The organism is Ramlibacter sp. (assembly GCF_028291745.1).
Classification (GTDB): domain Bacteria; phylum Pseudomonadota; class Gammaproteobacteria; order Burkholderiales; family Burkholderiaceae_C; genus Ramlibacter.
In genome coordinates, this window is the sequence record NZ_JAQGNQ010000045.1 from 12901 (window position 1) to 37948 (window position 25048).

The 25048-nt window shown below is 67.0% G+C and carries 26 protein-coding genes; 13 read left to right on the forward strand and 13 right to left on the reverse strand.

The window, feature by feature from the left end:
• The first annotated feature begins 90 nt into the window (after positions 1-90).
• Entirely contained in the window at positions 91-1110 is a 1020-nt protein-coding gene (locus JWP60_RS06690; protein WP_299788129.1) for a glycosyltransferase family 2 protein, read from the forward strand.
• 98 nt (positions 1111-1208) lie between these two features.
• On the opposite strand, the gene JWP60_RS06695 is transcribed toward JWP60_RS06690, so the two are convergent.
• Positions 1209-1601 (reverse strand): GtrA family protein, encoded by a 393-nt coding sequence (locus tag JWP60_RS06695; protein ID WP_299788132.1) that lies wholly within the window; start codon positions 1599-1601, stop codon positions 1209-1211.
• A gap of 32 nt (positions 1602-1633) precedes the next feature.
• Here JWP60_RS06695 and JWP60_RS06700 point away from each other — a divergent pair, with 32 nt between their 5' ends.
• Positions 1634-2443 (forward strand): ChbG/HpnK family deacetylase, encoded by an 810-nt coding sequence (locus tag JWP60_RS06700; protein ID WP_299788135.1) that lies wholly within the window; start codon positions 1634-1636, stop codon positions 2441-2443.
• On the forward strand, positions 2440-2982 hold the full coding sequence (locus tag JWP60_RS06705; protein ID WP_299788138.1) for a phosphatase PAP2 family protein: 543 nt from the start codon (positions 2440-2442) through the stop codon (positions 2980-2982). Before JWP60_RS06700 ends, JWP60_RS06705 begins: the two co-directional genes overlap by 4 nt.
• A 14-nt stretch (positions 2983-2996) precedes the next feature.
• On the opposite strand, the gene JWP60_RS06710 is transcribed toward JWP60_RS06705, so the two are convergent.
• Both JWP60_RS06710 and JWP60_RS06715 read right to left on the reverse strand, forming a co-directional pair.
• On the reverse strand, positions 2997-3833 hold the full coding sequence (locus JWP60_RS06710; protein WP_299788141.1) for a hypothetical protein: 837 nt from the start codon (positions 3831-3833) through the stop codon (positions 2997-2999).
• Between the two features lie 29 nt (positions 3834-3862).
• Entirely contained in the window at positions 3863-6151 is a 2289-nt protein-coding gene (locus JWP60_RS06715) for a trehalose-6-phosphate synthase (protein WP_299788144.1), read from the reverse strand.
• Between the two features lie 247 nt (positions 6152-6398).
• On the opposite strand from JWP60_RS06715, the gene JWP60_RS06720 reads away from it, so the two are divergent.
• From JWP60_RS06720 to JWP60_RS06735, 4 genes are all read left to right on the forward strand, one after another.
• Complete coding sequence (locus tag JWP60_RS06720; RefSeq protein ID WP_299788147.1) at positions 6399-6566, forward strand: hypothetical protein; 168 nt, start codon at positions 6399-6401, stop codon at positions 6564-6566.
• Positions 6567-6614: 48 nt separating this feature from the next.
• The gene (locus JWP60_RS06725; RefSeq protein ID WP_299788150.1) at positions 6615-7601 is read left to right on the forward strand and encodes an NADPH:quinone reductase; all 987 of its coding nucleotides are present in this window, start codon (positions 6615-6617) and stop codon (positions 7599-7601) included.
• Positions 7602-7811: 210 nt separating this feature from the next.
• On the forward strand, positions 7812-8846 hold the full coding sequence (locus JWP60_RS06730) for a pyridoxamine 5'-phosphate oxidase family protein (RefSeq protein WP_299788153.1): 1035 nt from the start codon (positions 7812-7814) through the stop codon (positions 8844-8846).
• A gap of 229 nt (positions 8847-9075) precedes the next feature.
• The gene (locus JWP60_RS06735; protein WP_299788156.1) at positions 9076-9531 is read left to right on the forward strand and encodes a hypothetical protein; all 456 of its coding nucleotides are present in this window, start codon (positions 9076-9078) and stop codon (positions 9529-9531) included.
• Between the two features lie 28 nt (positions 9532-9559).
• Here the strand turns inward: JWP60_RS06735 and JWP60_RS06740 are convergent, their stop codons facing one another.
• A complete protein-coding gene (locus JWP60_RS06740) occupies positions 9560-10063 on the reverse strand; it encodes an Hpt domain-containing protein (protein ID WP_299788157.1) in 504 nt (167 codons plus the stop codon).
• Between the two features lie 120 nt (positions 10064-10183).
• Between JWP60_RS06740 and JWP60_RS06745 the strand changes: the two genes are divergently transcribed.
• The 3 genes from JWP60_RS06745 to JWP60_RS06755 all read left to right on the forward strand — a co-directional run bounded on the left by JWP60_RS06745 (position 10184) and on the right by JWP60_RS06755 (position 12276).
• On the forward strand, positions 10184-10873 hold the full coding sequence (locus tag JWP60_RS06745; protein ID WP_299788160.1) for an L-2-amino-thiazoline-4-carboxylic acid hydrolase: 690 nt from the start codon (positions 10184-10186) through the stop codon (positions 10871-10873).
• Positions 10874-10937: 64 nt separating this feature from the next.
• Positions 10938-11516 (forward strand): TMEM175 family protein, encoded by a 579-nt coding sequence (locus JWP60_RS06750; protein ID WP_299788163.1) that lies wholly within the window; start codon positions 10938-10940, stop codon positions 11514-11516.
• Between the two features lie 55 nt (positions 11517-11571).
• The gene (locus JWP60_RS06755; RefSeq protein WP_299788166.1) at positions 11572-12276 is read left to right on the forward strand and encodes a YoaK family protein; all 705 of its coding nucleotides are present in this window, start codon (positions 11572-11574) and stop codon (positions 12274-12276) included.
• Between the two features lie 77 nt (positions 12277-12353).
• On the opposite strand, the gene JWP60_RS06760 is transcribed toward JWP60_RS06755, so the two are convergent.
• The gene (locus JWP60_RS06760) at positions 12354-13286 is read right to left on the reverse strand and encodes a LysR family transcriptional regulator (protein ID WP_299788169.1); all 933 of its coding nucleotides are present in this window, start codon (positions 13284-13286) and stop codon (positions 12354-12356) included.
• Positions 13287-13482: 196 nt separating this feature from the next.
• Here JWP60_RS06760 and JWP60_RS06765 point away from each other — a divergent pair, with 196 nt between their 5' ends.
• The 3 genes from JWP60_RS06765 to JWP60_RS06775 are packed head-to-tail and all read left to right on the forward strand — an operon-like array spanning position 13483 to position 16340.
• On the forward strand, positions 13483-14133 hold the full coding sequence (locus JWP60_RS06765; protein ID WP_299788172.1) for a hydrolase: 651 nt from the start codon (positions 13483-13485) through the stop codon (positions 14131-14133).
• A gap of 12 nt (positions 14134-14145) precedes the next feature.
• A complete protein-coding gene (locus JWP60_RS06770; RefSeq protein WP_299788175.1) occupies positions 14146-14454 on the forward strand; it encodes a DUF1427 family protein in 309 nt (102 codons plus the stop codon).
• On the forward strand, positions 14451-16340 hold the full coding sequence (locus JWP60_RS06775; protein WP_299788178.1) for an amidohydrolase: 1890 nt from the start codon (positions 14451-14453) through the stop codon (positions 16338-16340). The genes JWP60_RS06770 and JWP60_RS06775 overlap by 4 nt, the downstream gene beginning before the upstream one ends.
• 117 nt (positions 16341-16457) lie before the next feature.
• On the opposite strand, the gene JWP60_RS06780 is transcribed toward JWP60_RS06775, so the two are convergent.
• The 8 genes from JWP60_RS06780 to JWP60_RS06815 form a co-directional block, all read right to left on the reverse strand.
• A complete protein-coding gene (locus JWP60_RS06780; protein ID WP_299788181.1) occupies positions 16458-17393 on the reverse strand; it encodes a carbohydrate kinase in 936 nt (311 codons plus the stop codon).
• Positions 17394-17439: 46 nt separating this feature from the next.
• The gene (locus tag JWP60_RS06785) at positions 17440-18168 is read right to left on the reverse strand and encodes an SDR family oxidoreductase (RefSeq protein WP_299788184.1); all 729 of its coding nucleotides are present in this window, start codon (positions 18166-18168) and stop codon (positions 17440-17442) included.
• A gap of 52 nt (positions 18169-18220) precedes the next feature.
• Positions 18221-19153 (reverse strand): AraC family transcriptional regulator, encoded by a 933-nt coding sequence (locus tag JWP60_RS06790; protein WP_299788187.1) that lies wholly within the window; start codon positions 19151-19153, stop codon positions 18221-18223.
• 106 nt (positions 19154-19259) lie between these two features.
• Positions 19260-20738 carry a D-arabinitol 4-dehydrogenase gene (gene dalD / locus JWP60_RS06795; RefSeq protein WP_299788190.1) on the reverse strand — a complete coding sequence of 493 codons (1479 nt, stop codon included), beginning with the start codon at positions 20736-20738 and terminating at the stop codon, positions 19260-19262.
• On the reverse strand, positions 20650-21693 hold the full coding sequence (locus JWP60_RS06800) for an ABC transporter ATP-binding protein (protein WP_299788193.1): 1044 nt from the start codon (positions 21691-21693) through the stop codon (positions 20650-20652). The genes dalD and JWP60_RS06800 overlap by 89 nt, the downstream gene beginning before the upstream one ends.
• Positions 21694-21718: 25 nt before the next feature.
• Positions 21719-22534 (reverse strand): carbohydrate ABC transporter permease, encoded by an 816-nt coding sequence (locus JWP60_RS06805; RefSeq protein ID WP_299788196.1) that lies wholly within the window; start codon positions 22532-22534, stop codon positions 21719-21721.
• A gap of 5 nt (positions 22535-22539) precedes the next feature.
• The gene (locus JWP60_RS06810) at positions 22540-23400 is read right to left on the reverse strand and encodes a sugar ABC transporter permease (protein WP_299788199.1); all 861 of its coding nucleotides are present in this window, start codon (positions 23398-23400) and stop codon (positions 22540-22542) included.
• Between the two features lie 89 nt (positions 23401-23489).
• On the reverse strand, positions 23490-24797 hold the full coding sequence (locus JWP60_RS06815) for a sugar ABC transporter substrate-binding protein (protein ID WP_299788202.1): 1308 nt from the start codon (positions 24795-24797) through the stop codon (positions 23490-23492).
• Positions 24798-25048: the final 251 nt, after the last annotated feature.

Genomic DNA, 25048 nt, shown 5'->3' on the forward strand with positions numbered 1-25048 from the left:
TGCAAAGCATCATACGAAGCCGGCGCGCCAAGCGCGAACCGGCCTTCACGCGCTCTTAACGGCGCCCGTCCTATGATGGCTGGCATCGCCATGCACACAGCTCCCCTGCTTCGCCCTCAACTGCGTGCGATAGCCGCCGCGCGCCGGGAGCGCGAAGGCGCGCGGCCCCTGCGCCTGTCGTGCGTCATTCCCTGCCGCAACGAGGAACGCAACCTCGACCTGCTGCTGCCGCTGCTGCGCGAGATGCTGGACGCGCTCGGCGCCGAATGGGAAGTGATCCTGGTGGACGACGGCAGCACCGACGCCACCGCCCTCGTGATGGAGGACTGGACGCAGGTCCCGGGCGTGCGCTTCATCCAGCTGTCGCGCAACTTCGGCAAGGAGGCGGCGCTGACCGCCGGACTGCAGGCCGCTCAGGGCGAGGCCGTACTGATGCTGGACGCCGACCTGCAGCACCCCGTCGACCTGGTGCCGGAAATGGTGGCGCGCTGGCGTGACGGCGCGGACGTCGTCTACGCCTATCGCGCCAGCCGCGCCGACGAATCGCTGGTCAAGCGCTCCGGCGCGCGCCTGTTCTACGCGCTTCTCAACCGCTTCCATCGCTTCCGCATCCCGGAGGATGCCGGCGACTTCCGCTTGCTGGATCGGCGCGCGGTCGATGCGTTGCTCGCGCTGCCCGAGCGCAATCGCTTCATGAAGGGGCTGTATGCGTGGATCGGGTTCGACGCGGTGGGCGTGCCTTACGTGCCACCGCCGCGCGCGCATGGCCGCTCGCAGTTCAGCGGGCTGCGCCTGCTGGGATTGTCGATCGACGGCCTGACCGCCTTCACCACCTGGCCGCTGCGCATCGTCAGCGCCGTCGGCGTGGCCATCGCCACGGCGAGCTTCGCCTATGGCGCTTACCTGTCCGGCGTGTACCTCGTCTACGGCCACCAGGTTTCCGGCTGGACCACCATCGTCGTGGCGCTGATGTTCTTTTCCGGCATCCAGATGATCTTCGCCGGCATCCTCGGCGAGTACATCGCCCGCATCTCCGAGGAGGTGAAAGCCAGGCCGCTGTACGTGGTCAAGCGCGCAGCGGGCCGCGGCCTGCAGCCAGGCAAGCCGTGATCGCGCTGGTGTTCATTGGCGGCCAGGTCGCCGATCTCGCCATGCTGGTGGCCGGACGCAAACGCTGTGGAAGCTGCCGGCCGGCGCGCCAGGCGTGCTCAAGGCGGCGGGCTGCGGCCGAAAGCCCAGTGCGAGCTCAGAAGGTATGTCATGACGGCCACGGCCAGCAGCACGCCGGCCAGTGTCACGTCATACGGCAGCCGGCTCCAGTGCAGCAGCAGCGCGTACGCGCACTCGTTGGCGGCGAAGCCGGTGCCGGAGATCGCGAGGAAGCGGCGTGCCGCCTGCCAGGCCGGCGCGCGGCGCGTGCGGAAGGTGAGCTGCCATTGCCCGAGGAAGGACACGATGAACGCCACCATCCAGCCGCCCACGTTGGCGGCCAGAGGCGGCCAGCGGAAGGTTCCCACCAGCAGTATGACCATGCCCAGATGCACCGCGGCCGCCAGGCCGCCGACCACCACGAAGCTCGCCAGCCGGATCAGTGACCGCACGCCGTCTTCCCGACGTTGAAGGGCGCGCCGCCATGCTTGCGCCCCGCCTGACCCTGTGCGTCGACGACTTCGGCCTGCACGCCGGCATCCACCAGGCGGCCGAGGTCCTGGCCGGCCTCGGCCGCATCGGCGCGGTGAGCTGCATGGTGGCGGCGCCGTGCTGGCCTGCGGCGGCCGAGGCCGCCGCGGAATTCGCTACTTCGCACGTCGGCGTCGGCCTGCACCTGGACCTGACCGAGCACACGGTGGACCCGCGATGCCGCGCACCGCTGGCCGAATGGATGGCCCGCAGCGCCCTGGGCCGCATCGACAGCCTGCGCCTGCGCGGCGAAATCGAGGCGCAGCTCGATCGCTTCGAGCACAGCGTGGGACGCGAGCCCACGCACGTCGACGGGCACCAGCACGTGCATCAATTGCCGGGGGTGCGCGAGGTCCTGCTGTCGGTGCTGGCCGGCCGCTACCTGAGCTTGCCCTGGGTACGCAGCACGCGCGTGCCGGCGGCGGCCGGGGCCAAGGCGCGGGTGATCCAGGCGCTGGGCGAGCGGGGGCTGCGCGAACTGTGCGAGACGACGGGGCTGGCGCAGAACGGGCATCTGCTGGGGGTGTACGGATTCCATGGTGGCGCGGACCGCTATCTTGCCTTGTTGACCGGCTGGCTGCGCTGCGCGCGCGACGGCGACCTGCTCATGTGCCATCCCAGCATGGCCAGCGACGGGGTAGCCTTGGCAGCGGCGCGCCGCTGTGAATTCGACGTGCTCGCCGGCCCGGCGTTCGCTGCGCTGGTGCGACTGTCCGGCGTGCAGCTGGCGCCGTTTGTTGCGCAACCCAAGGAGCGATCATGAAGCTGCACAAGACCATCACCCTGCCCGGCCTGCTGCTCTGTGCCGCGGCCCTGCCCGCGCAAGCCCAGGTCCATGCGCGTCCCGACCGCATCGGCGACGCACTGCAGTACCTCGTGCCGGCGGGCGCGGCGGGCCTGGCCCTGTACGAGCGCGACACCGAGGGGCTCAAGGAGCTGGCCTATTCGCTGGCGCTGTCGCAGGGCAGCACCGAAGTGCTCAAGCGCGTGTTCGACAGCAAGCGCCCGGATGGCACGGGACGCGGCTTCCCCTCGGGGCACACCTCCGCGGTGTTCGCGTCGGCGGCTTTTGTGCACGAGCGCTATGGCGTGCAGACGGCGCTGCCCTACTACGCGCTGGCCACGCTCACCGCGTACAGCCGGGTGCACACCCGCCATCACTTCACCAAGGACGTGGTGGGCGGCGCGGCGGTGGGGGTCGGCTCGTCGTTCCTGCTGACGCACCCTTTCGGGCCGCGCACTTCGGCGTCCGTGAGCTATGCCTCGGACGGCGTGTGGGCGCGCTTGGCGAGCGCCTGGTGAACGCGCTGCGCCCCTCAACCCGTTTCGCGATCGACGTAGCAAGTCGTGCGCTTCATGCAATCGCGCAGCTCGCGCGGGCGCTTGATGGCGCCGCTGCGATCGTCGAACTCCGCCACCATCAGATCGAGCGCGCCGCGGCGCTCATGCTCCTCCACCGGCAGCCACGGCGCACCGAGCGCAGCCCACTGGGCGTCGGTCACCGGAAGCTCGCCGGTCAGGAAGACCTGCAGATTGTCTGCGCCAGCCGGGAAAGACGTCTCCATCGCCTGCCCGGCATCGCCGGGTCGTGACAATCCGTGCGCCAGCGCCGGGTCGAAGACGACCAGGTCGCCGGGCGTCAAGGCCAGCTGCACGCCCGGGTGCGGCATCACGAACTCCACATCGGCCACCGCGAGCGCAAGAATCCAGAACAGGCAGCGCGACCAGTGGCCCCGCACGTCGTTGTGGAAGCCCGCGCCGCGCGAGACCAGATAGTCGATCCGGGTTGCGAGGCTGCTGCGGTACGCACCGAGCTCGTCACCCAGCACGCCCGTCACCTGCAAGGCCGCGGCCAGGCTGCCGACCAGATCGGCCACTCCCGGCGCAGCCGCGGCCAGCTCCTGGGGCGTGGTCGTCGCATAGTCGATGTCCGAGAAAGCCTCGGCGGTGGTTCGCGCACGCCCTGGCGCCGCCATGCTGGCGAGTGCATCGGCATTCAGGAAGCCCGCACGCACCACGTGGACGCGGTCATAGGGCGCCCGTGCGTCGAAGGCATGCGCGGGTTCGTCGCTGCGAACGGCAAAGGCCTTGAAGGGCTGGGGCACGCGGTACGCATTGGCGGCAATGACGCGATGCGTGAGGGGCGGAGGCATCGCCCCCATTGTGCGGGGGAACCGTGTGCCTAGCTGCGCCCGCGCTCGGACCGTCCGTTGCCGCGCAGGGGCACGACCACCGGCGAGCTCCCCGAGTGGCGCTGCACGCGGTCGGACACGCGCTGGCGCAGGCGCAGGCGGGCCGCGTCGGACAGCATGCGGCCGGCCCAGCGGTACACGTTGAACTCTCGCACCGTGCTGCGCAGGCTGGCCATGCGCTCGCGCTGTTCCGCCGGCGGCATCACCAGCGCCTGGAGCAGCGCGTCGGCCGTCTCCTCGACGTGATACGGATTGACGATCAGCGCCTCCGGCAGCTCGCGCGCGGCGCCGGCAAAGCGGCTCAGGATCAACACCCCGTGCTCGTCGTCGCGCGCCGCGACGAATTCCTTGCACACCAGGTTCATGCCGTCATGCAGGCTGGTGACGACGCACACGTCCGCCGCGCGATACAGCCGGTTGACTTCATCGTGCGCGTGATGCTGCGCGAGCAGGCGGATCACCGGCGCCTCGGGGCGACCGAAGCGGGCGTTGATCCGCTCCACCAGCGCGTGGATGCGCTCCTGGAACAGCCGGTACTCCTCGAGCGCGCCGCGCGAGGGCGCGGCCACCTGGATGAAGGTGAAGCGCGATTGCCATTTCGGGTGCTTCTCCAGCATGCGCTCCACCGCGTGCAGCCGCTCCAGGATCCCCTTGGTGTAGTCGAAGCGATCGACCCCGACGGCCACGCGGTGGTGCGCGGGAATGCCCAGCCGCCCGAACACTTCCTCCCGGCACTGGCCGGGCGTGGGCCAGTTGCGCGCCTCCTCCGGGGAAGGCCATTCGATCGAGATCGGATAGCTCTCCACGAAGGTCTGCTCGCCGCCGAAGCTGATGGTGGAGTGCTCGTGCTCGATCCGCGCTTCCAGGTAGCGGTCGACCGTCTCCATGAAGTTCTTGCAATGAAAGTCGGTGTGGAAGCCGAGGATGGTGCTCCCCAGCATGCCTTCGAGGATCTCGCTGCGCCACGGGCAGATGCCGAAGGACTCGGGGTTGGGCCAGGGGATGTGCCAGAAGGTCAGGATCGTGGCGCGCGGCAGGCGTGCGCGGATCAGCGCCGGCAGCAGCGCGAAGTGATAGTCCTGCACCAGCACCACGGGGTCTTCGCTGCGCGCCTCGGCCACCACCGCATCGGCGAACATGCGGTTCACGTGCTGGTAGTGCTCCCAGTCCTTTTCCCGGAACACCGGCCGCACGTGCGCGACGTGGCACAGCGGCCAGAGGCCTTCGTTGGCAAAGCCGTAGTAGTAGCCCTGCTCCTGCTCGGTCGTGAGCCACAGGCGCCGCAGCAGGTATTCGTCCTCGCCCGGGGGCAGCGCGACGCGGTCGTTGCGGTCCACCACCGCGCGGTCGGCGCTGCCGCTGCCGTGCGCGACCCAGGTGCCCGAGCAGGCGCGCATCACCGGCTCCACCGCGGTCACCAGGCCGCTGGCCGGCCGGCGCACTTCGATGCGGCCATTGCGCTGCTCGTGGATGTACGGCTCGCGGTTCGAGACGACGATCACCTGGTCGCCGCGCAGTTGCGTGCGCAGCAGGGACTGCAGGCGCTGCGCCGTCCACATGATGTCGGAGGCCTGCATGCGCCGGTACTCGTCCTCCAGCTCGCGCAGGCGCTCGCGCAGGTCGGCGACCAGCGGGGCGAACTCGGGGGACGCCGCCTCCATGGGCCGCAACAGGCCTTCGCCGCGCAGCAGCGCCCGCGCGCCGGAGACCCAGCCGCGCCAGCTCAGTTGGGCAACGATGATCGTGACCAGCGCGATGCTGGCGCCCAGCGCGATGATGAAGATGATCAGGTACTGGCGCGTGTCCTGGCTGCGGCGCTCGATGAAGCTCAGGTCGTGCATCAGGACGAGCTGCCCCACCGGCCCGGATTCGGCGGTCATCGGATGCACGCTGACGTGCACCGCGCCGCCTTCGATGCCCAGGTTCGACTCGCGGGTCTGCGCGATGGCAGCGGCCTGCGCGCAGGTGAGGTCCTTGGGAAAGTGCTGCGTGCGCCGCATCATCTCCCCGGTGGGCGAGCACCAGCCGATGGCCACCAGGCGCTCGTCCTGCAGGGTGCGGTCGAACAGCGCCTGCAGCTTGCGACCGCGCGCATCGTTGAGCGCTTCGGCCACCGATTCGGACAAGGCGTTGGCCACCAGGGCGCCCCGCGTGTCGAGGTCGCGCGCGAACCAGCGCAAGGTCAGGTTGTCCAGCAAGGGCAGCGCCAGATACGCAGAGGCGGCGAGGATCGCCACCAGCGGCACCAGGAAGCGCAGTTGCAGGCGCAAGTTCTTCATGGCGCGTTGTCTCCCATGCGAATCGATGGGTCCGTTCCGGCCGCCCCGGTTCCGCCCGGACGCAGCATAACGCCGCAGGGCGCGAGGCAGGCAACTCCGCGGGGCGCGCTGCTCGGCAATGCCTGTGGGCGCGGTGCGCTTCCTACGAGAACAGGCCTCGCTGTCTCACATGCCCCTGCTGCCTCGCTCCCTAGCGTAGGCCCATCGCCGGAATGGTCCGGCGCACCCATTCAAGGAAGGGAAGCACATGCCCCAGTCGACCAAGGACAACAAGGGTGGCAAGAGCCACGCCAAGAAGAACACGCATTCGAGCGGCGCCGTCTCGGACAAGGCGGCAGCGAAGAAGTCCGCGCGTTCCACCGCCTCTCCCACGGGCCCGATCAAGCACGGCGAGAAGAAGACCACGCCACGTTGATCGGCGGCAGCCTGCGCCCGGTGCGGGCCAGGAGATAGACTGCCGCGCATGAAGGCAGTTTTCTACGAACGACTCGGCCCTGCGCGGGAGGTTCTCCAGTTCGGCGAGCTGGAGCGCACCGAGCCCGGGGCGGGCGAGGTGCGCGTGCGCGTGCAGTGGTCAGGCGTCAACCCCTCCGACGTCAAGACGCGCATGGGCGCGCGGGCCGGCGGCATGCCTTATCCGCGCGTGATCCCGCACAGCGATGGCATGGGTGTGATCGATGCGGTGGGCGACGGCGTCCCGGCCGATCGCGTCGGCGAGCGGGTCTGGCTGTGGAACGCGGCCCGCGGCCGCGCCCACGGCACCGCCTGCGAATGGCTGTGCCTGCCGCAAGCCCAGGCCGTGCACCTGCCGGACAACGTCAGCGGTGAGGCGGGCGCCTGCCTCGGCATCCCAGCCCTCACCGCGCTCCACGCCGTGTTGATGGACGGCGGCGTGGCGGGCAAGACGGTGCTGGTGCAAGGCGGCGCCGGCGCCGTCGGCCACTATGCCGTGCAGTTCGCCAGCCAGCTCGGCGCCGCCAGGGTGCTCGCCACCGTGAGCACGCCGGAGAAGGCGGCGCTCGCCCGTGCGGCCGGCGCCGACGAAGTCATCCTGTACAAGAGCGAACCGGTGGTCGAACGGGTGCTCGCGCTCACCGGGTCCCGCGGCGTGGACCGGATCATCGAGCTGGATCTCGCCGGCAATGGCGAGGCGGACCTCGCGATGCTGTGCGACAACGGCGAATGCGTGATCTATGGCAGCAACGGGCCGACCGTGCAACTGCCCTTCTACCCGCTGATCGCGAAGAATATCCAGCTGCGCTTCTTCATCGTCTACCACCTGACGCCGGCTGACCGCGAGCGCGCGACGAGGACGCTCACGCGCATGCTGGAGCGCGACACCTTGCAGCACATCATCGGCTGCCGCCTGCCGTTGGCAGAGACTGCCACGGCGCACGAGATGATCGAACGCGGTGAGGTGACGGGCAACCTGGTGCTGCAGGTCGGCTAGAGCGTTCGCGCCCTGCACGAGAACCGCGCGGCGTTCGAGCGTCAGCGGCTGGCAACCGCGGGTGCTGGTGAACGTGGAGAGCGATCCCCTTCACGCTTTCCAGCAGCGGCACCGCCTCGATCGATTGCGATGGTGTTCTGCACACGCGTCCATTGATTCAGCGAACGGGTTGATGCAGGATCCAGCGAATCGATCCGCGACGGAGTGCAAATGCCTGCAGCACCTGCTCCCAGCCATCCCATTCGCCTGCACGGCTTACCGCCGGCAGGTCACAGTCAGCTCGACGAGGCAAAGTCGGCTCCCTCCGTGTTCCACGCGGGAGAACTGGAGATGCAGCGGCGCGCGGGAGCTCTCGAGCGACTGGCGGAGATCGGGCCGCGCGTGATCCGTGACCACATGCCGCAGCAACATCGCGACTTCTTTGCGAAGCTGTGCTTCGTTGTGCTCGGCGCAAGCGACGCCGAGGGGCAGCCGTGGGTCACTGCCATTGCCGGCTCCGAAGGCTTCATTCAATCGCCCGACGACCGTCGCTTGCGGGTGACTGCGGCTCGCGACCCCGGCGACCCGGTGCTGCGCGTGCTGCACCCGGGGAGCGCACTGGGCCTGCTGGGTATCGAGCCACAGACCCGGCGCCGCAATCGGATGAACGGTCGAATCACGGCGCACGGCGAGACCGGCTTCGAAGCGAAGGTCGACATGAGCTTCGGCAACTGTCCCAAGTACATCCAGGCGCGGTGTCCCTGGCCTGGGGACAGCGCGGCAGCAATGGCGCAGCCGCCGGAGTTGCTCGCAGGACTGGACCCAGCGGCTCACCATCTGATCGAGCGCGCGGACACCTTCTTCATCGCGACCGCGCATCCGGCGGCACGGGATCCGCAAGCGAGCGCCGCAGACGGCGCAGACGTCTCGCACCGCGGCGGCAAACCCGGATTCGTTCGGGTGGAGGGACAGGCGCTCATCGTGCCCGACTTCGTGGGCAACTTTTATTTCAACACCCTCGGAAACCTGCTCGTGGAGCCACGGTGTGGCCTGCTGTTCATCGACTTCGAGCGAGGGGACTTGCTCCATCTGACCGCCACAGGCGAGGTGCTGCAGCTTGCCGACGCAGGCAAGTCGTACGCCGGTGCGCAACGGCTGCTTCGCCTGCACATCACCGGCGGTTTACGGCGGCGCAGTGCATTGCCGCTGCGATGGTCGCCCGCACAACTTTCGCCGAACCTGGCGTCCACCGGTGACTGGCCGTGAACCTCAAGGTCGATACGCGGGCTAAAGCGTAGCTGGCAGGGGCGCGGACCCGTGTGCGAGCGCAACGCTCCAGTGAGTTGGGGCGGCAGGCCCGGCCGTCAACGAATGGTTACGCGGCAAATGTTGCCGGCTCATTGCGGTCGGGCTAGGATGGAACATGGTCGAGCAGCCAGGGCGACGAGGTTCGCAAGGTCTGCGGCCTGGCCGACTTCACTCCGTTGGAGCTTTCATGCCAAGCCCCTTGCCGATTCCGCTCCTGCTGCTGCTATCGGCGTTTACCGTAGTGGCCGCGGGGTGCTCGCACAGGACATTGCCCGAGCAGGCGCCCGTAGTGGATCCGTTGGCCGCCTACCGCCTCGGCACGCAACGCGCCCTGGCCTCCTGCAGCGAGGCGGACCCGAATTCGCACAGCACGTCACTGCTGGAGCATCCGCCGACGGGCTTCGGCCGGTGCGTCGCGAACGCCCGCACCGAGTCGACGCGCAAGCTGCGCGCTGCCCTCCCGACCATTCACACGCCGGAACTGCGCTCCGCCCTCCAGGCCTATCACAATGCCTTCCTGGAAGCGCTCGACGCCATCCCCGCGCGGCCGGAGGAGTCGAGCCCCGCTCACTCACTTCGCTTCCAGTACCTGGTGCACAAGACTTCGCACGCCTGGACCCGGTTCGAGATGCTGGAGTCCTGAGGCCGGTGCGCCCCGGCGCGGCACGCTATCAGCGCTCCCAGCCATCGATGGCGAAGAGGACCGCCTGAATTTCGCGCGCCACCTCCGCCACCGGTGATTCGACATTCAGGTCGCCAGTCGCCAGCCGCGATTCGGCTTCGGCAGCCGCTGCTGCCAGCGCCAGCGCCCCCAGGTTGGCTGCCATTCCCTTGATCGTGTGCATCAGCCGCTTCGCTTCCGCCTGGGGCAAGCGCAGGGGGTGCTCCAGTTGCTGCGCCGCAGTCTGCAGGTTGCTCCGAAACACGGGCAGCACGTGCTCCAGCAGTTCCTCGTCGCCGCCCAGCGTCTCCAGGGCGCTTGCGCGGTCGAACAGCGGAGGTGGTCGGCGACGGCCGTGCGGCGCTCGATCGCATCGCCAGCGGCCTGCTCTTTGCGGGGTCGACGACGTCCACCGCATCATGCCGGACGCTCCGCGGCGGTGAACATGAGCCAGATCGCCGCCGCGACAGCCCGGCGGGCTCGACGGCAGTGCGAAACGCCGCGACGATGTCATGCTGCTACAGGCACGGCGGCCACCACCGTTTGAGAAGTGACCAGGGTGCACCGTGCTGGATCTCTGTCCGGGAGGACGGCAAGCTAGCGTCGATCGGCGGATCTTTTGGAGAAACGTGCAATGGCTGAGAACATCCATCCCTTTTACGAGGCGCATCGCGGTGCCATGGAGGCCGCCATGCGCCAGCGCCTCGACCTGGCCGAAGCCATGTTGTGCGAGCGCGCGCATCTGTCCGATACGGATGGGATCAGGCAGGAGGTGATGGACGAATTCGAAATCGTGCTCACCCGAATGCCCTATGTCGGAGGCGAGGCCAGTCGCATGAGCGATTTCTTCATGCGCCTCATGGGCTTCATGGCCATCAGCCGGGTGCTCCGGCGACACGGCGTGGCGCTGGCCGTGATCGGCGACATCGAGCGCGAAAGCTACCAGGCGCAGTTGCTCACCATGCCCGAAGCGGAACGCCTCGCGGCGGGGCGTCAATTCATGTCGGCGGAGAATCAGACGTTGCTGCGCGAGCAGGCTGCAAGAAGCGCTACCCGAAGCCATCAGGAATCGTTCCCGGAAGATTTCGTCTACGATTTCGTCGAGCCGGGCCCGGGTGAAAACTTCGAATTCGGCATCGACTACAAGGCTTGCGGCTTTTGCAAATTCGCGGCCCACCATGGAGATGAGGAAATCCTGCCGAACATCTGCGGGCTTGATTTCGCCGCCTATGCAACGCGAGGCATCCACCTGGAACGGACACAAACGCTGGCCGGCGGCGCGAGCCACTGCAACTTCCGGTTTTCGCGGCTCCCTTCGAATTAGGGGACCGATCAACAGGGCGTGGCCATGAGATCGCGGCAGCCGGCACGCTTCAGATCGCCAGCAGATGGAAAAAAGTCGGCTCGAAGCCTTCAGTGACGGTGTGATCGCCGTGATCATCACGATCATGGTGCTGGAGTTGAAGGTCCCCCATGGGGATGGACTCCCGGCGCTTGCCCCGCTGTGGACCGTGTTCCTCAGCTACGTGCTCAGTTTTGTCTACGTTGGCATCTACTGGAACAACCACCATCACATGCTCCAGCTGGCAGACTCCATCAACGGCCTGGTGCTATGGGCCAACCTGCACCTTCTGTTCTGGCTCTCTCTCGTTCCCTTCAGCACCGGGTGGATGGGCGAGAACCACTTCACCCGGGTGCCTACCATGCTGTATGGCGCGAACCTGTTGCTGTGCGCCGCTGCGTACTCGGCGCTGCAGACGTGCCTCGTTCGCCATCTCGGGGCCGACTCGGCTCTCGCGAAAGCAGTTGCCCGCGACTACAAGGGTCACGCTTCGATGGCCTTGTACCTTGCAGGCATCGTCTGCGCCTGGCTGCTCTCTCCGTGGGGCGGCCTGGCGTGTTTCGTCGTCGTGGCCCTCATCTGGCTGGTGCCGGACAAGCGCATCGAGAGCAAGCTGATGCACTAAAAGGTTGGACCAGCCACGCGCAGAATCAGCCAGCTTTTTCATGGAGATCTGAAACATGGCCACTGAGGCAATTGCCCGTCTCGACCCGCGTGTTCCTCTCTTGCTCCTGCTGTCCCTGACGACCGGCCTCGTGGATGCGGCAAGCGTACTTGGGCTTGGCAAGGTGTTCACCGCGAACATGACGGGAAATGTGGTCTTCCTGGGGTTCGCAGCGGCCGGCGTGCCCGGCTTCAAGGTCATGCCATTTGTCGTTGCCATTGCCAGCTTCATGGTGGGTGCGGTGGTCGCGGGACGCATCGGGAACTCCCACGCCGGCGGGTCCGAAAGGCGCTGGCTCCTGACCTCGGCGATCTTCGAAACGGCCTTGTTGTGGGTCGCGGCAGCGGTCGCCGTCGGCTTCAACGTGGCGGACCAGGCACCCCAGGCGCGCTTGTTCGCCGTCATCGCCCTGACCGGCATCGCGATGGGGTTTCGCAATGGGACCATTCGACAGTTGAAGGTCCCGGATCTCACGACGACCGTACTGACGCTGACCCTCACGGGACTCAGCGCCGATTCGTCAGCCGCGGGCGGCGGTAATCCGAATTGGCAGCGCCGCACGGGCGCGGTTGCCGCCATCTTTGCGGGCGCTGCGATCGGCGCCTATCTGTTGCTGGAAGTGGGCCTTGCTGCGCCGCTTGCGCTGGCCGGCGGGCTCGTGCTGTTCGGCACACTTGCCTGTGCGATGCACCCTGCCTCCGCACGCGTCGCCGGCGCCTGAGCGCAAAGGCACTACCCCGCGCGGGAACTTGCCTGCGAGGGTGCCGCATCGAGCCAGCGCATCGGCCCTCCCTTTCGTCAAGGCTTGCCCACGTGCGGCTGTACTGCCCATGGCGCATGGGCCAGGCTGCGCGCCAGATAGTCGATCAACAACTGCACGCGCTTGGGACGAGCATGGTGCGGCGGCGTGACGATGTGCATCGCAATGGGTGGCGCCGCCCACTCCGGCATCACGCTTTCGAGCGCCCCGCTCTTCAATTCTCGCCACACCAGAAACTCCGGTTGCAGCGCGAGGCCAAGACCGGCAAGGAGCACAGGCGTCAGGGCTTCCGCGTTGTTGACGCGCAGCGGTGCCTCCATGCCGACGGAAAAATCCCCGTGCCTGGCGTGCTCGAAGTGCCAGGCGTCGCCGACTTGCGAATTGGCATAAGACAAGGCGCGATGCGCACCAAGCTCCTTCGGGTGCTTCGGGCGACCGTGCGCGCGGAAGTACTCGGGCGAGCCGACGAGAAGGATGCGGACCGTGCACAGGCGTTGCGCCCGCAGCGAAGAATCAGCCAAGGCGGCAATTCGCAGTGCGACGTCATACCGCCCCTGGATCAGATCCACCATTTCGTCGCTGAAATCGACCTCCAGCGAAATGTCGGGATAGCTCGACATGAATCCTGGAAGCGCCGGTGCCAGATGCCCGATGCCGAACGACATGGGTGCCGCCACGCGGACCAGCCCCCTCGGGGCCGTGGCCTGCGCCATGACCTCCTCCTCCATCGCCTCACCTTCTGCCAGGATGAGTGAGGCGCGGGCGACAGCCGCTCGCCCACTTTCCGTCAAGCAAATCTTGCGCGACGAGCGTTGGAGCAGCGCCGTTTTAAGGCGAGCCTCCAGTCGCGTGACGGCCTTTGAGACGGTCGCCTGCGACAGGCCCAGTTCACGTGCGGCCTTGGCGAACGAGCCTTCCTCGACGACCTTGGCAAACACCGCCCACGCCTCGAAGTCAGGGAGCTTCGTCATGACAGAACTGGAAAGGGTTCTATTCCGTTCATGCCATTTCTTTGTTGATCGACAGCGCGTATCTTAAGCGGCTGGGTACATCAGCGTGCCAGCTGCAAGGACAGCAACTCGTCATCGAACACACGGTGCAGGTCATCACTGCGCATACGGCATTTTCCCGAAAGCATCTTCTCAACTCACTCGTCAAGGCAATCCAATGACCCCTAGCGCCAGAGCCACTCCGGCCCCCAAGCTCCTGACACCGGCCGACCACGCCCTCGTCATGATCGACTTCCAGTCGCAAATGGCCTTCGCGACCAAGTCCATCGACCCCATCGTGCTGCGGACCAACGCCGCGCTGGTGGCGCACGCGGCGGCTGGCTTCAAGGTTCCGACCATCCTCACGACCGTGGCCGAGAAGACCTTTTCGGGACCGATGTTCACCGAGATCACTGACGCGTTCCCCGGGCAGAAAATGCTCGACCGCACTTCGATGAACACCTGGGAAGATGGCCCTGTCATCGAGAACGTGAACCGGATCGGAAAAAAGCGCATCGTGCTTGCAGGCCTGTGGACCAGTGTCTGCATCGTCGGGCCGGCGCTGTCGGCGCTGGACCAGGGCTTCGAGGTGTACGTGATCGCGGATGCCTGCGGCGACGTGTCCAACGAAGCGCACGACCGCGCGATCGACCGCATGGTGCAAGCGGGAGCACAACCCATGACCTCCGTGCAGTACCTGCTGGAATTGCAGCGGGATTGGGCCCGCGGGGACACGTACGAGATGACCACCGGCGTGGCCCGCAGATTCGCCGGTGCTTACGGCATCGGCTTGAACTACGCGCGCGCCATGTTCGGCGGTCACGAATAACCGGGGATTCGGATGAAGGCGTATTTCGTCTCGCTGGCCTTGGGCCTGCTGGTGGGTGTGATCTACGCCCTCTTTCAGGTGCGATCGCCGGCTCCGCCCGCGATCGCACTGGTTGGCCTGCTTGGAATCCTCCTGGGCGAACAACTGCCTCCGCTGATCAAGCAGGTCTGGGCCAAGGAGCCCTTGCACGCTTCATGGGTCCAGAGGCATGTGCTGCCGCATGTGTTCGGCCAGCTTCCCTGCGCCAACCCGCCGGGCGTGCCGGTGCTGGCGGCCGGCAGCACGGTCAATGACAACGTCCCGAACCGCGAAACAACATGACAACCGCCCCGCACCCGCAGGTCATCCTGGTGAACGGAAAATTCACGACCCTCGACAAGGGCAATCCGACCGCCAGCGCCGTGGCCATCGAAGGGGGCCGCTTCGTTCGCGTGGGGGACGACCAGGAAGTGACTTCGCTTGCCGGGCCTGCCACCCGAGTGATCGACCTGCAAGGAAGGCGCGTCCTTCCTGGGCTGATCGACAACCATACGCACGTGATACGCGGCGGCTTGAGCTTCAACATGGAGTTGCGCTGGGACGGGGTGAAGACGCTTGCCGACGCAATGAACATGCTCAAGCGCCAGGTTGCGATCACGCCCGCGCCGCAGTGGGTGCGGGTGGTCGGCGGCTTCACCGAGCACCAGTTCGCCGAAAAGCGCCTGCCGACCCTAGCCGAACTCAATGCCGTCGCGCCGGATACGCCGGTTTTCATTCTCCATCTGTACGACCGGGCGCTGCTCAATGCTGCCGCGTTGCGAGCCGTGGGTTACAACCGTGAGACGCCCGAGCCACCCGGCGGCCAGATCCTGCGCGATGCCAATGGCAATCCGACCGGGCTCTTGCTGGCGAAGCCCAACGCTTCGATCCTGTATGCAACGCTCGGCAAGGGTCCGAAGCTGCCCTTCGATTACCAGCTCAATTCGACGCGCCACTTCATGCGTGAGCTCAACCGCCTTGGTGTGACCGGCGTCATTGACGCTGGTGGCGGCGCACAGAGCTATCCGGAGGACTATCGCGTCATTCAAAAGCTCGCGGATGATGGTCAGTTGACCATACGCTTTGCATACAACCTGTTCACGCAAAAGCCCAAGAAGGAAAAGGACGACTTCCTGGCCTGGACCGCGAGCACCAGGTACAAGCAGGGTGACGAATACTTCCGCCACAACGGTGCGGGCGAGATGCTCGTGTACTCGGCGGCGGACTTCGAGGACTTCCGCCAGCCGCGACCGGACATGCCGGGCGAGATGGAGGGCGAGCTCGAAGATGTCGTCCGGATCCTGGCGCAGAACCGCTGGCCCTGGCGCATGCATGCGACCTACGACGAGACCATCAGCCGCGCACTGGATGTATTCGAACGGGTCAACCAGGAAGTTCCGCTCGCCGGGCTCAACTGGTTCTTCGACCACGCAGAAACCATTTCCGACCGATCGATCGATCGGATTGCGGCACTCGGCGGCGGAATTGCAGTGCAGCATCGCATGGCGTACCAGGGCGAGTACTTCGTCGAGCGATACGGCGCAGGTGCTGCAGCCGCGACGCCGCCGATCGCGCGGATGCTGGAAAAGGGCGTCAAGGTTTCGGCCGGCACGGACGCGACTCGCGTGGCTTCCTACAACCCATGGGTGTCGCTGGCCTGGATGATCACCGGCAAGACGGTAGGCGGCTTGCAGATCTATCCGCAGCGCAACTGCCTGGACCGCGAAACCGCGTTGCGGATGTGGACCGAGAAGGTCACGTGGTTTTCCAATGAGGAGGGCAAGAAGGGCAGCATCCAGGCCGGCCAGCTCGCGGACCTCGTGGTGCCTGACCGCGACTTCTTCGCCTGTCCCGAGTCCGAGATCGCAGATACCGCATCGAACCTGACGATGGTTGGGGGCAAGGTGGTCTATGCGTCCGGAATATTTGCCGCGGAAGACGAGGGAGCGCCGCCGCCTGCGATGCCCGACTGGTCTCCAGTGCGCAGCTTTGGCGGTTTTGCCGCGTGGGGCGATCAGGAGGGAAAGCCGCTGCAGGCCGTCGCCCGACAGAACGCTGCGAATTGTGCATGCGACCAACGATGTGGTGTGCATGGGCACCAGCACGCGACGGCGTGGACAGCCACCTTGCCTGTCTCCGATCTGAAAGGATTCTGGGGCGCGCTGGGTTGTGCGTGCTGGGCAGTCTAGAACCGATGCCCGGCAGGCACTGCACACGGTGAAAGCAAGGGCATGGCGGTGGGTCGCGCTGCTGCTGCTGCTTGCGCCGTAGCTCCCGGGCGGGTCGACCAGGCGCCCGCATCGGGATCAAGGTGCGGGGGGCAACTCGGCCCGCCGGGGAAGGTCGGCACCGCGACGCGAGCAGGTCACCGCGGCGGCGTCCGCAGCGAAGGCCAGTGCCGCCATCACGAGCGCACGCGGCGCCTCGCGCAGGGCTCGCTGCGACAAGGCGTCACGCTCGGCCAGATACGTCAGCATGGCGGCCTGAAAGCTATCGCCGGCGCCCACCGTGTCGACCACCTCGACCCGGCGTCCCTGCACCTCGACCACGCCTGCCGGCGTGTAGGCCACGGCACCACGCGCCCCGCGCGTCACCACCACCCACGCAACGCCGGCGTCACGCCAACGCTGCGCGAGCGCGGCCTCGTGCTCGCCGGGGTGCAGCAAGGCCAGGTCCTCCTCGCTCAGCTTCAGCAGGTGAGTGCGCGGCAGCATCCAGCCCAGCACGGCTCGCCAGGCGTCCACCCGCGGCTCGACGTTCAGGCGGACGTTCACGTCGTAGGCGACCAGGCGGCGGCCATGCTCGCGCTCGACCAGGTCACGCAGTGCGGCTGCCACCGGCTCGACGACCATGGCGTACGAGCCGAGTTGCAGCACGCCGGCCGCGTCGGGCAAGGCCGGCAGCCTGTCCGGCGTCAGCTGTCGGTCGGCCGCTCCATGCCCGTAGAAGGCGTAGGACGGCACACCGGTCTCGTCCAGCCCCACGAGTCCGAGCGTGGTCGAAGCATCGACGCGCACGATGCAGCGGTCGTCCACGCCTTCGTCGCTCAGGGCGCGAAGCAGCCGCTGGCCCAGGAAGTCATTGGAGATGGCGCCAAGGAAGCCGACCGGCTGCCCAAGGCGTGCCAGCCCGATCGCGACGTTGAGGGGAGAGCCGCCGATGCGCGCGTCCAGGCTGAAGCCTGTGGCCGTCGCGGCGCCGGCAAAAACGTCGAACAGGGCTTCGCCGCAAACGATGAACATCAGCAAACCCTCCGGTGCCGGCAATTGCGCGTCATCGCTGCACCGCCTAGAGATCGAAGTTGGTGGGCAGCATCACGACGTCGCGAATCGTGATGGCGCGCGGGCGGGTCAGCATGAACAGGATCACCTGCCCGACCTCGGCCGCTTCGATGAGGCTGCCGGATTCCCTCGCTTCCCTGAGCTTTTCGGCCGGCCAGTCGGCGAGCAGCGCGCTGACCACCGGCCCGGGGGAGACCGAGCCGACGCGGATGCCATGCTTGAAGACCTGCCGCCGGACCGTCTGCACGAAGCAGTTGATGGCCCATTTGGACGACGCGTAGACCGGCTCCCACGGCGTCGGGAAATGGGCGGCCAGCGAACTCGTCACGATGATGTCGCCGGTCCGGCGTTCGATCATGTGCGGCAGTACGTCGTGGACGTTCTTCATCACGACGTTGACGTTCAGGTTGAGCATCCGGTCGATCGCGGAATGGTCTGCATCCAGCAGGTCACCTCCCACGTAGCTGCCGGCGTTGGCATGGAAGATATCCAGCCGACCGGTGCGCGCCAGGATCCGTGGGAGCAAGGTCGCACAGGCCTTCGGATCGAGCAGATCCAGCACGAGCGGAACGACCGCGTCGCCATGCCTTTCGCACACTGCTGCCAATGCGGCCTCGTCGCGGTCGACCAGCACGACGCGTGCGCCTGCGGCCAGCATCGCTTCGGTGCTCGCGAGTCCGATGCCCGAGGCTGCCCCGGTGACCGCTGCGATCCTGCCTTCCAGTTCTCTTGCCATCGACTTTCCCTCTGCTGTCGCCACCGGCCCGCATCGGCCATGCCGGCGGTTCTCAGGAGCGCTTGCTGCCGAATCGCTGGTTGGCCTGGCGGCGGAACTCGGTCGGCGTGACACCCTTGACTTCCAGGAAGCGGCGGTTGAAGTTCGCCACGTTGTTGAAACCGACCTCGTAACAGATGCGCGTGACCAGGCTGTCGGTATCCATGAGGAGTTGCCCCGCGCGATTCACCCGGATGCGATTGACGAAGTCGGTGAAGGTATTTCCGGTGGCACGCCGGAAGAAGCGCGAAAAGCGGCTCTCGCTCATGCCGAGCTCTGCCGCCATGTCGGCCGCGGACAAGGCTTGCGCGTAGTCGCGCATGATGCGGTTGACCACTGCGTTGACCTGTTCGCTGCCCGTGTCGTCTTCGCCTTTCAGCTGCACGCTGGACAGCAGCCGGTAGTCCGTGCAGCGCGCCAGGTCCGCAAGAAATGAGCAGAAGGCTGCAAAGCGCTCGATGCCCTTGCCGCGCTTGACCGCATGCCAGTGCGCCACGGCCCGCTCGGACAGGCCGAAGAACTCGATCCCGTGCCGTGACCGCTCCAGCATCGGCAGCAACTCGGCCAGCTCGGGAAGTTGCTCCGCCGCCTTGGCGATCGGCTCGTGCAGGAAGTGGACCACGAGGTCCCGCTCCGCGACCCCGCCCTCGGGGACGTCGACCGAGATCCAGTTGTGCGGCAGGCGCGGCCCGACCAGGACGACATGACCCGGCTGGAACTGTCCGATCCAGTCCCCCACGAACGCCTTTCCGGAGGTGGCGGTGATCAAGTGCAGTTCGTACTCGTCGTGGACGTGCCAGCGTGCCAGGGGCGTAGGGAAACCATGGGCGAGGCACCGTACGGTTCCGGTCTCCGGCGGCTCGAACCCCAGCGCCAGCGAACGGCTGTAGTCGCGTTCGAGCTGGGGCTGGCGCTGTCGCGGGACGTGCGCGTCATGGCCGGACATTGGCTGGGTTTCCTTCAGCACATGGGATCCCCGGCGGACCTGCCGGAGCGCCGGGGGTGAGCTGCGGGCATGGTCGATGCTCGCCCCTTGCCGCAGTCTATGCGCTTCATCCGCGCTCCGCGACGAAGGCGTGGACGCGTGCACTCGCGGCGCGAACGGCGGCCACCAGCCGCGGATCCTCCGCCAGGCTTCCCCACAACGAGCGGTCAGCGCAGAAGGCGGCCACCGGGTCCTCGGCTGCGCAGATCGCGTGGCCCACCGCAGGATCCATCGCCTGGTCCTCGTAGGTGTGGGGAAGCTGGCCACGGTGCCAGCGCTGAAGGTATGCCAGGAACAGCGCCGGCAGCATGGCCACGCTGTCGATCGGCGCCCCTCGCGCCAGCCCCTCGCGCAAGGTCGGCGCGATGAAACCGGGGATCTTGGAGAAGCCGTCGATCGCCACCCGCTGGTTGGTGTCGCGGATCGCAGCGTTGCCGAAGCGCTCCAGCACCACGTCGCGGTAGGCATGCAGGTCGATCGGACTCGGGGTCAGGCACGGGATGACGCCGTCCGTGATGTAGTCGAAGGCCAGGCGCCGGATCGCCGGATCACGGGTGCCCTCGTGGATGTAGCTGGTTCCAGCCAGGGTGCCGGCCCAGGCAATGCAGCTGTGGCTCGCGTTCAGGATGCGGATCTTGGCCTCTTCGTAGGGCGCGACCGAGTCGACCATCTGCACGCCGACGGTCTCCCAGGCCGGACGGCCCGCGCTGAAGCGATCCTCGATGACCCACTGCATGAAACTCTCTGCCGTGACCGGCGCACGGTCCGGCCAGCCGGTGGCCGCGTGCACCCGCTCGGCGACCTGGGGCGTAGGTCGTGGCGTGATGCGATCGACCATCGCGTTCGGGCTTACCGTGTTGGCGTCCACCCAGGCCTGCAGGGCCTCGTCGCCGATCAGCCCGAGGAACTGCATCAGGCCGGCGCGGGAGCGGTCGCCGTTGTGGCGCAGGTTGTCGCAGTTCAGCAGCGTCACGGGCCCGGCGCGGGCCGCCTTGCGCGCCCGCAGGATCGCCGCCAGCGCACCGTAGATCGTGCTGCCGGGACGCCCTGCGCGGGCGGCTTCGACATCCGCTGCCAGCTCGGGAAAGCCGAGGTCCAGCCGGTCCTTGGCGTCGAGGTAGTAGCCCGCCTCCGTGACGGTGAAGGAGACGATGCGGGTCATCGGGTCCGCCCCGGCCGCGACCAGGCCGGCCAGATCGGGCGTGCAGGGCACGATGCGCGCGATCGACAGGATGCGCTCGTAGTGTCGCTCGCCCGCCGGCGTCACGGTCTCCAGCGTATACCTGCCATCCTGAGCGACCAGGGCGGCGATCGTGTCGGCCATGTCGGGGCGGATGTTCCCGGCCACGATCTCCCAGGAGCGGTCACCGCGCTCGCGCAGGCGGTGCAGGTAGACGGCCTGGTGCGCGCGATGGAACGCCCCCACGCCGATGTGCAGCATCGTGCTCACGGGGGCCTCACAGTGCGTTGGCCATGGACCGGCCCTGCCGGTCGAACAGGTGGAAGGACGATGGCGGGATGTCCAGCCCCACCGCGTCGCCCGCATGCAGCGTCGTGCGCTTGCCCTGCGCCGCCACGATCTGCACGCCGCGCGGCGTGCTGGCTGCGATGCTGGCGTAGATCAGCGTGTTGTTGCCGAGCGATTCGACGAGATCCACCCGGCCCGCCAGCCGCCCCTCGCCAGCGGGGAGCACCTGCACGTTCTCCGGCCGCACGCCGACGAAGCCATCGTGCTTTCGGTCGCCACCGACGACCCCGGGCAACACCGCGCTGTCCACCATGTTCATCGGCGGCGTGCCGATGAACTGGGCGACGAACTGGTTGGCGGGGTGGTCGTAGAGCTCCAGGGGCGAACCGACCTGCTCGATCATGCCCTCGCGCAGCACGACGACGCGATCGGCCAGCGTCATCGCCTCCACCTGGTCGTGCGTCACGTAGATCGTGGTGGCTCCCAGCTCGCGGTGCAGCTGGGCGATCTCCACCCGGGTCTGCCCGCGCAGCGCCGCGTCGAGGTTCGACAGCGGCTCGTCGAACAGGAACACCTTGGGCGCGCGCACGATCGCGCGGCCGATGGCCACGCGCTGGCGCTGGCCGCCGGACAGCTCGCGCGGCGTGCGTTCCAGGTAGTTGGTGAGGTTGAGGATCTCCGCGGCCCGGTCGACCTTCTGCTTGATCACCGCGTGGTCGACGTTCGCCAGGCGCAGGGCGAACGACATGTTGTCGTAGACGCTCATGTGCGGGTAGAGCGCGTAACTCTGGAAAACCATGGCCAGGTCGCGCTTGCTCGAGGCCAGGCGGGTGATGTCGCGGCCGTCCAGCAACAGCGCTCCGCTGTCGATCTCCGTGAGCCCCGCAATCATGCGCAAAAGCGTGCTCTTGCCGCAGCCGGACGGCCCGACGAAGACCACGAACTCGCCCTTTTCGACCTTGAGGTTGATGCCCTTGATGACATGGACCTGGGCGAAGGTTTTCTCTACATCCTGGAGCTCGAGATAGGACATGAAAGGTTCTCCGGGAAGGGATGCGTTACTTGACGGCGCCGAAGGTCAGGCCCTGCACCAGCTGCTTCTGGCTGAACCACCCGACCACCACGATGGGTGCGATGGCCATCAGCGAGGCCGCCGACAACTTCGCCCAGAACAGCCCTTCGGGGCTGGAGTAGGAGGCGATCAGCGTGGCCAGGGTGCCGGCCTTGGACGAACCGAGGTTCAGCGACCAGAACGCCTCGTTCCATGACAGCACCAGGCACAGCAAGGCGGTCGAGGAGATCGTGCCCATGGCAAGGGGCCGGATGACGTGCTTGAACTCACCCGAGAGCGTCGCGCCGTCCATGCGGGCGGCCTCCAGGATCTCGGAGGGGATGTCCTTGAAGCCCGAGTACAGCATCCACACCATGATCGGCAGGTTGGAGAGCGTGAACACGATGGTCAGCGCGGTCAATGAGTCCAGCAGGCCCGCGGTCTGTGCCAGCACATAGATGGGTGCCAGCGCCCCGACGGCCGGCATCATCTTGGTGGACAGCATCCACATCAGGATGTCGCGGGTCTTGCGCGTGTGGAAGAAGGCCATCGAATAGGCCGCCGGCGCCGCGATCGCCAGGCCAAGGAAGGTGGACAGCACGCTGGTGATGACGGAGTTGCGCGCGAAATGCAGGTAGTCGCTGCGGACGTTCACCTCGCGGAAGCTGTCCAGCGTCGGTGCGAAAAACAGCCCGGGCGGAATCGCGATGGCTTGCTGCTCGGTCTTGAAGGCCGTGAGCACGAGCCAGATCAGCGGAAAGACGATCAGCAGCGTCGCGCCCCAGGCGACCACGGTGCGCACGATCAGGTTCAGGTGCTTCATGGCGGTCAGTCCAGGTTCTTGCCGATCATGCGGATCAGGAACACCGCGGCGATGTTGGCGAGCACCACCGCGAACAGCGCACCGGCCGAGGCCACCCCGATGTCGAAATTCATCAGGGCCTGCTTGAAGATCAGGAAGGCCACGTTCGTGCTCGCGTTGCCGGGGCCGCCGCTGGTGGTGGTGAAGATCTCCGCGAACACGCTGATCAGGAAGATCATCTCGATCATCACGACGACCGCGATCGGGCGGCCGAGATGCGGCAGCGTGAGGTACCAGAACTTCTGCAGCGGGTTGGCGCCGTCCATGCCGGCGGCGTCCATCTGCTCCCGGTCCAGCGACTGCAGGCTGGTGATGAAGATCAGGCAGGCAAACGGCAGCCACTGCCAAGCGACCATCGAGATCACCGAGAACAGCGGGTGGTCCGCCAGCCAGTCCACCGGCTGCAAGCCGAAGAAGGTGAAGACCTGCGACAGCACGCCGTACACCGGGTTCATCATCATGTGCTTCCACAGCAGTGCGTTGGCCGTGGGCATGACGAAGAAGGGAGAGATCAGCAGCACGCGCACCAGTCCGCGGCCCGGGAAGGCGTCGTTCACCAGCAGGGCCAGGGTGATGCCGAGCCCCACGGTGGCGACGATCACCGAGCCGAGCAGCAGCAGCGTGTTGTAGACCGAGGCATAGAAGTCCGGATCGGTGAAGAAGAACTCGAAGTTCGCCAGGCCGATGAAGACCTTCTCCCCCGGCTGCATGAGGTTGTAGCGGACCGACGAGAAGTAGAGCGTCATCAGCAGCGGCACGATCATCCAGAGGAAGAGCGTGGCCACCGCCGGCGCCATCAGCAGGCGCGGCAGGGTACGGTGGTTCATGGCAGGCCTCCTCCGGAATCGATCCGGTCAGCACGAAGATCGCTCGGGCACCGCGGCGCGTCCACCCGGAACGGCCGCGGCGCTGCTGCCTACTTGTAGTAGCCGCCCTTGCGCATCTCGCGGTCGGCAGCGACCTGCGAGGCCTTCAGCGCGGCGTCGACCGTGGTCTTGCCGGCCACCAGCGAGCTCATTTGCTGCCCGACCGCCAGGCCGATGGCCTGGAACTCCGGGATCGCCGCGTATTGAACCCCCACGTACGGGCTCTTGAGCAGCGTCGAATCGTTCGGATTGGCGCTGTCGATGGCGGTCTTCTCCGCTCCGGCAAACTTCGCCGCCTTCAGGAACTCGGGGCTCGCATAGGTCGACTTGCGCGTGCCGGTGGGCACCGCCGCCCAGCCCTTCTCCCTGGCCACCAGCTGCACGTACTCCTTGGAGGTGGCCCAGTTGATGAACTTCTGCGCCGCCGCCGTGTGCTGCGTGCCCGCCGGGATCGCCAGCGACCACGCCCACAACCAGTTCGCGCCCTTTTGCGTCACCGCGTACGGCCCCTGCGCGAACGCCACCTTGTCGGCCACCTTGCTTTGCTTCGGGTCGGTGATGAAGGAGGCGGCGATCGTCGCGTCCACCCACATGCCGCACTTGCCCTCGTTGAACAGCGCCAGGATCTCGTTGAAGCTGTTGGCGGCCGAGCCCGGCGGGCCGTAGTTCTTCAGCAGGTCCACGTACATCGTCACCGTGTCCTTCCACGGCTTGGTCTCCAGCTGCGGCTTCCAGGCCATGTCGAACCACTGCGCCCCGAAGCTGTTGGCCATGGTGGACAGAAAGGCCATGTTGTCGCCCCAGCCCGGCTTGCCGCGCAGGCAGATGCCGTACACGCCGTTCTTCGGATCGTGCATCTTCGCCGCCGCATCGCGCACCTCGTTCCAGGTGGGACGCTCGGCGAACTTGATGCCCGCCTTGTCGGCCAGGTCCTTGCGGTACATCAGCATGGAGCTCTCGCCGTAGAACGGAGCGGCGTAGAGCTTGCCATCGACGCTCAGGCCGTTGCGGATGGCGGGCAGCAGGTCGTCCATGTCGTAGGCCGCATCGGCCTTGATCTCGTTGAGCCAGCCCTTCCTGGCCCAGATCGGCGTCTCGTACATGCCGATGGTCATCACGTCGAACTGCCCGCCCTTGGTGGCGATGTCGGTGGTCACACGCTGGCGCAGCACCCCCTCCTCGAGGGTCACCCACTTGACCTTGATGTCCGGGTTGGCCTTCTCGAAGTTCGGCGTGAGCTTCTGCATCTCGATCATGTGGCCGTTGTTCACGGTCGCAATCACGAGCTCCGTGGCCGCCTGCGCGCCGCCGGCAGCGGCCAGCAACACGGACAACGCCAGCGTGGTGTTCAGCTTCATTCGATGTCTCCTCGGAACGGTGGGGGCGGTCTGCGCCAGATGCAGCAAGCACTGCGGTGACGCCGTGAACAATAGGTTCAGCTCGCCGGCACGCGCGTACCGCTCCCGCATCCGGTGATACGGAATTGCACGTGCGTCCTAGTAGTTTCCCCGAACCCACGTAAATTCGTACCAGCCGCCCTGCCCGCGCGTTTCGCAAGCGCGGGTTCCGAAACGCCGTCGCTGAGAGCACCGGGCTGCTGCCCGGGCTG

Coding starts and splice junctions, on each gene's coding strand:
- JWP60_RS06690 (WP_299788129.1), top strand. CDS start 91: ATGCACACAGCTCCCCTGCTTCGCCCTCAACTGCGTGCGATAGCCGCC.
- JWP60_RS06700 (WP_299788135.1), top strand. CDS start 1,634: ATGCTTGCGCCCCGCCTGACCCTGTGCGTCGACGACTTCGGCCTGCAC.
- JWP60_RS06705 (WP_299788138.1), top strand. CDS start 2,440: ATGAAGCTGCACAAGACCATCACCCTGCCCGGCCTGCTGCTCTGTGCC.
- JWP60_RS06710 (WP_299788141.1), bottom strand. CDS start 3,833: ATGCCTCCGCCCCTCACGCATCGCGTCATTGCCGCCAATGCGTACCGC.
- JWP60_RS06715 (WP_299788144.1), bottom strand. CDS start 6,151: ATGAAGAACTTGCGCCTGCAACTGCGCTTCCTGGTGCCGCTGGTGGCG.
- JWP60_RS06720 (WP_299788147.1), top strand. CDS start 6,399: ATGCCCCAGTCGACCAAGGACAACAAGGGTGGCAAGAGCCACGCCAAG.
- JWP60_RS06725 (WP_299788150.1), top strand. CDS start 6,615: ATGAAGGCAGTTTTCTACGAACGACTCGGCCCTGCGCGGGAGGTTCTC.
- JWP60_RS06730 (WP_299788153.1), top strand. CDS start 7,812: ATGCCTGCAGCACCTGCTCCCAGCCATCCCATTCGCCTGCACGGCTTA.
- JWP60_RS06735 (WP_299788156.1), top strand. CDS start 9,076: ATGCCAAGCCCCTTGCCGATTCCGCTCCTGCTGCTGCTATCGGCGTTT.
- JWP60_RS06740 (WP_299788157.1), bottom strand. CDS start 10,063: ATGACATCGTCGCGGCGTTTCGCACTGCCGTCGAGCCCGCCGGGCTGT.
- JWP60_RS06745 (WP_299788160.1), top strand. CDS start 10,184: ATGGCTGAGAACATCCATCCCTTTTACGAGGCGCATCGCGGTGCCATG.
- JWP60_RS06750 (WP_299788163.1), top strand. CDS start 10,938: ATGGAAAAAAGTCGGCTCGAAGCCTTCAGTGACGGTGTGATCGCCGTG.
- JWP60_RS06755 (WP_299788166.1), top strand. CDS start 11,572: ATGGCCACTGAGGCAATTGCCCGTCTCGACCCGCGTGTTCCTCTCTTG.
- JWP60_RS06760 (WP_299788169.1), bottom strand. CDS start 13,286: ATGACGAAGCTCCCTGACTTCGAGGCGTGGGCGGTGTTTGCCAAGGTC.
- JWP60_RS06765 (WP_299788172.1), top strand. CDS start 13,483: ATGACCCCTAGCGCCAGAGCCACTCCGGCCCCCAAGCTCCTGACACCG.
- JWP60_RS06770 (WP_299788175.1), top strand. CDS start 14,146: ATGAAGGCGTATTTCGTCTCGCTGGCCTTGGGCCTGCTGGTGGGTGTG.
- JWP60_RS06775 (WP_299788178.1), top strand. CDS start 14,451: ATGACAACCGCCCCGCACCCGCAGGTCATCCTGGTGAACGGAAAATTC.
- JWP60_RS06780 (WP_299788181.1), bottom strand. CDS start 17,393: ATGTTCATCGTTTGCGGCGAAGCCCTGTTCGACGTTTTTGCCGGCGCC.
- JWP60_RS06785 (WP_299788184.1), bottom strand. CDS start 18,168: ATGGCAAGAGAACTGGAAGGCAGGATCGCAGCGGTCACCGGGGCAGCC.
- JWP60_RS06790 (WP_299788187.1), bottom strand. CDS start 19,153: ATGTCCGGCCATGACGCGCACGTCCCGCGACAGCGCCAGCCCCAGCTC.
- dalD (WP_299788190.1), bottom strand. CDS start 20,738: ATGCGGGCGACGCGGTGGGGCTGGACATCCCGCCATCGTCCTTCCACC.
- JWP60_RS06800 (WP_299788193.1), bottom strand. CDS start 21,693: ATGTCCTATCTCGAGCTCCAGGATGTAGAGAAAACCTTCGCCCAGGTC.
- JWP60_RS06805 (WP_299788196.1), bottom strand. CDS start 22,534: ATGAAGCACCTGAACCTGATCGTGCGCACCGTGGTCGCCTGGGGCGCG.
- JWP60_RS06810 (WP_299788199.1), bottom strand. CDS start 23,400: ATGAACCACCGTACCCTGCCGCGCCTGCTGATGGCGCCGGCGGTGGCC.
- JWP60_RS06815 (WP_299788202.1), bottom strand. CDS start 24,797: ATGAAGCTGAACACCACGCTGGCGTTGTCCGTGTTGCTGGCCGCTGCC.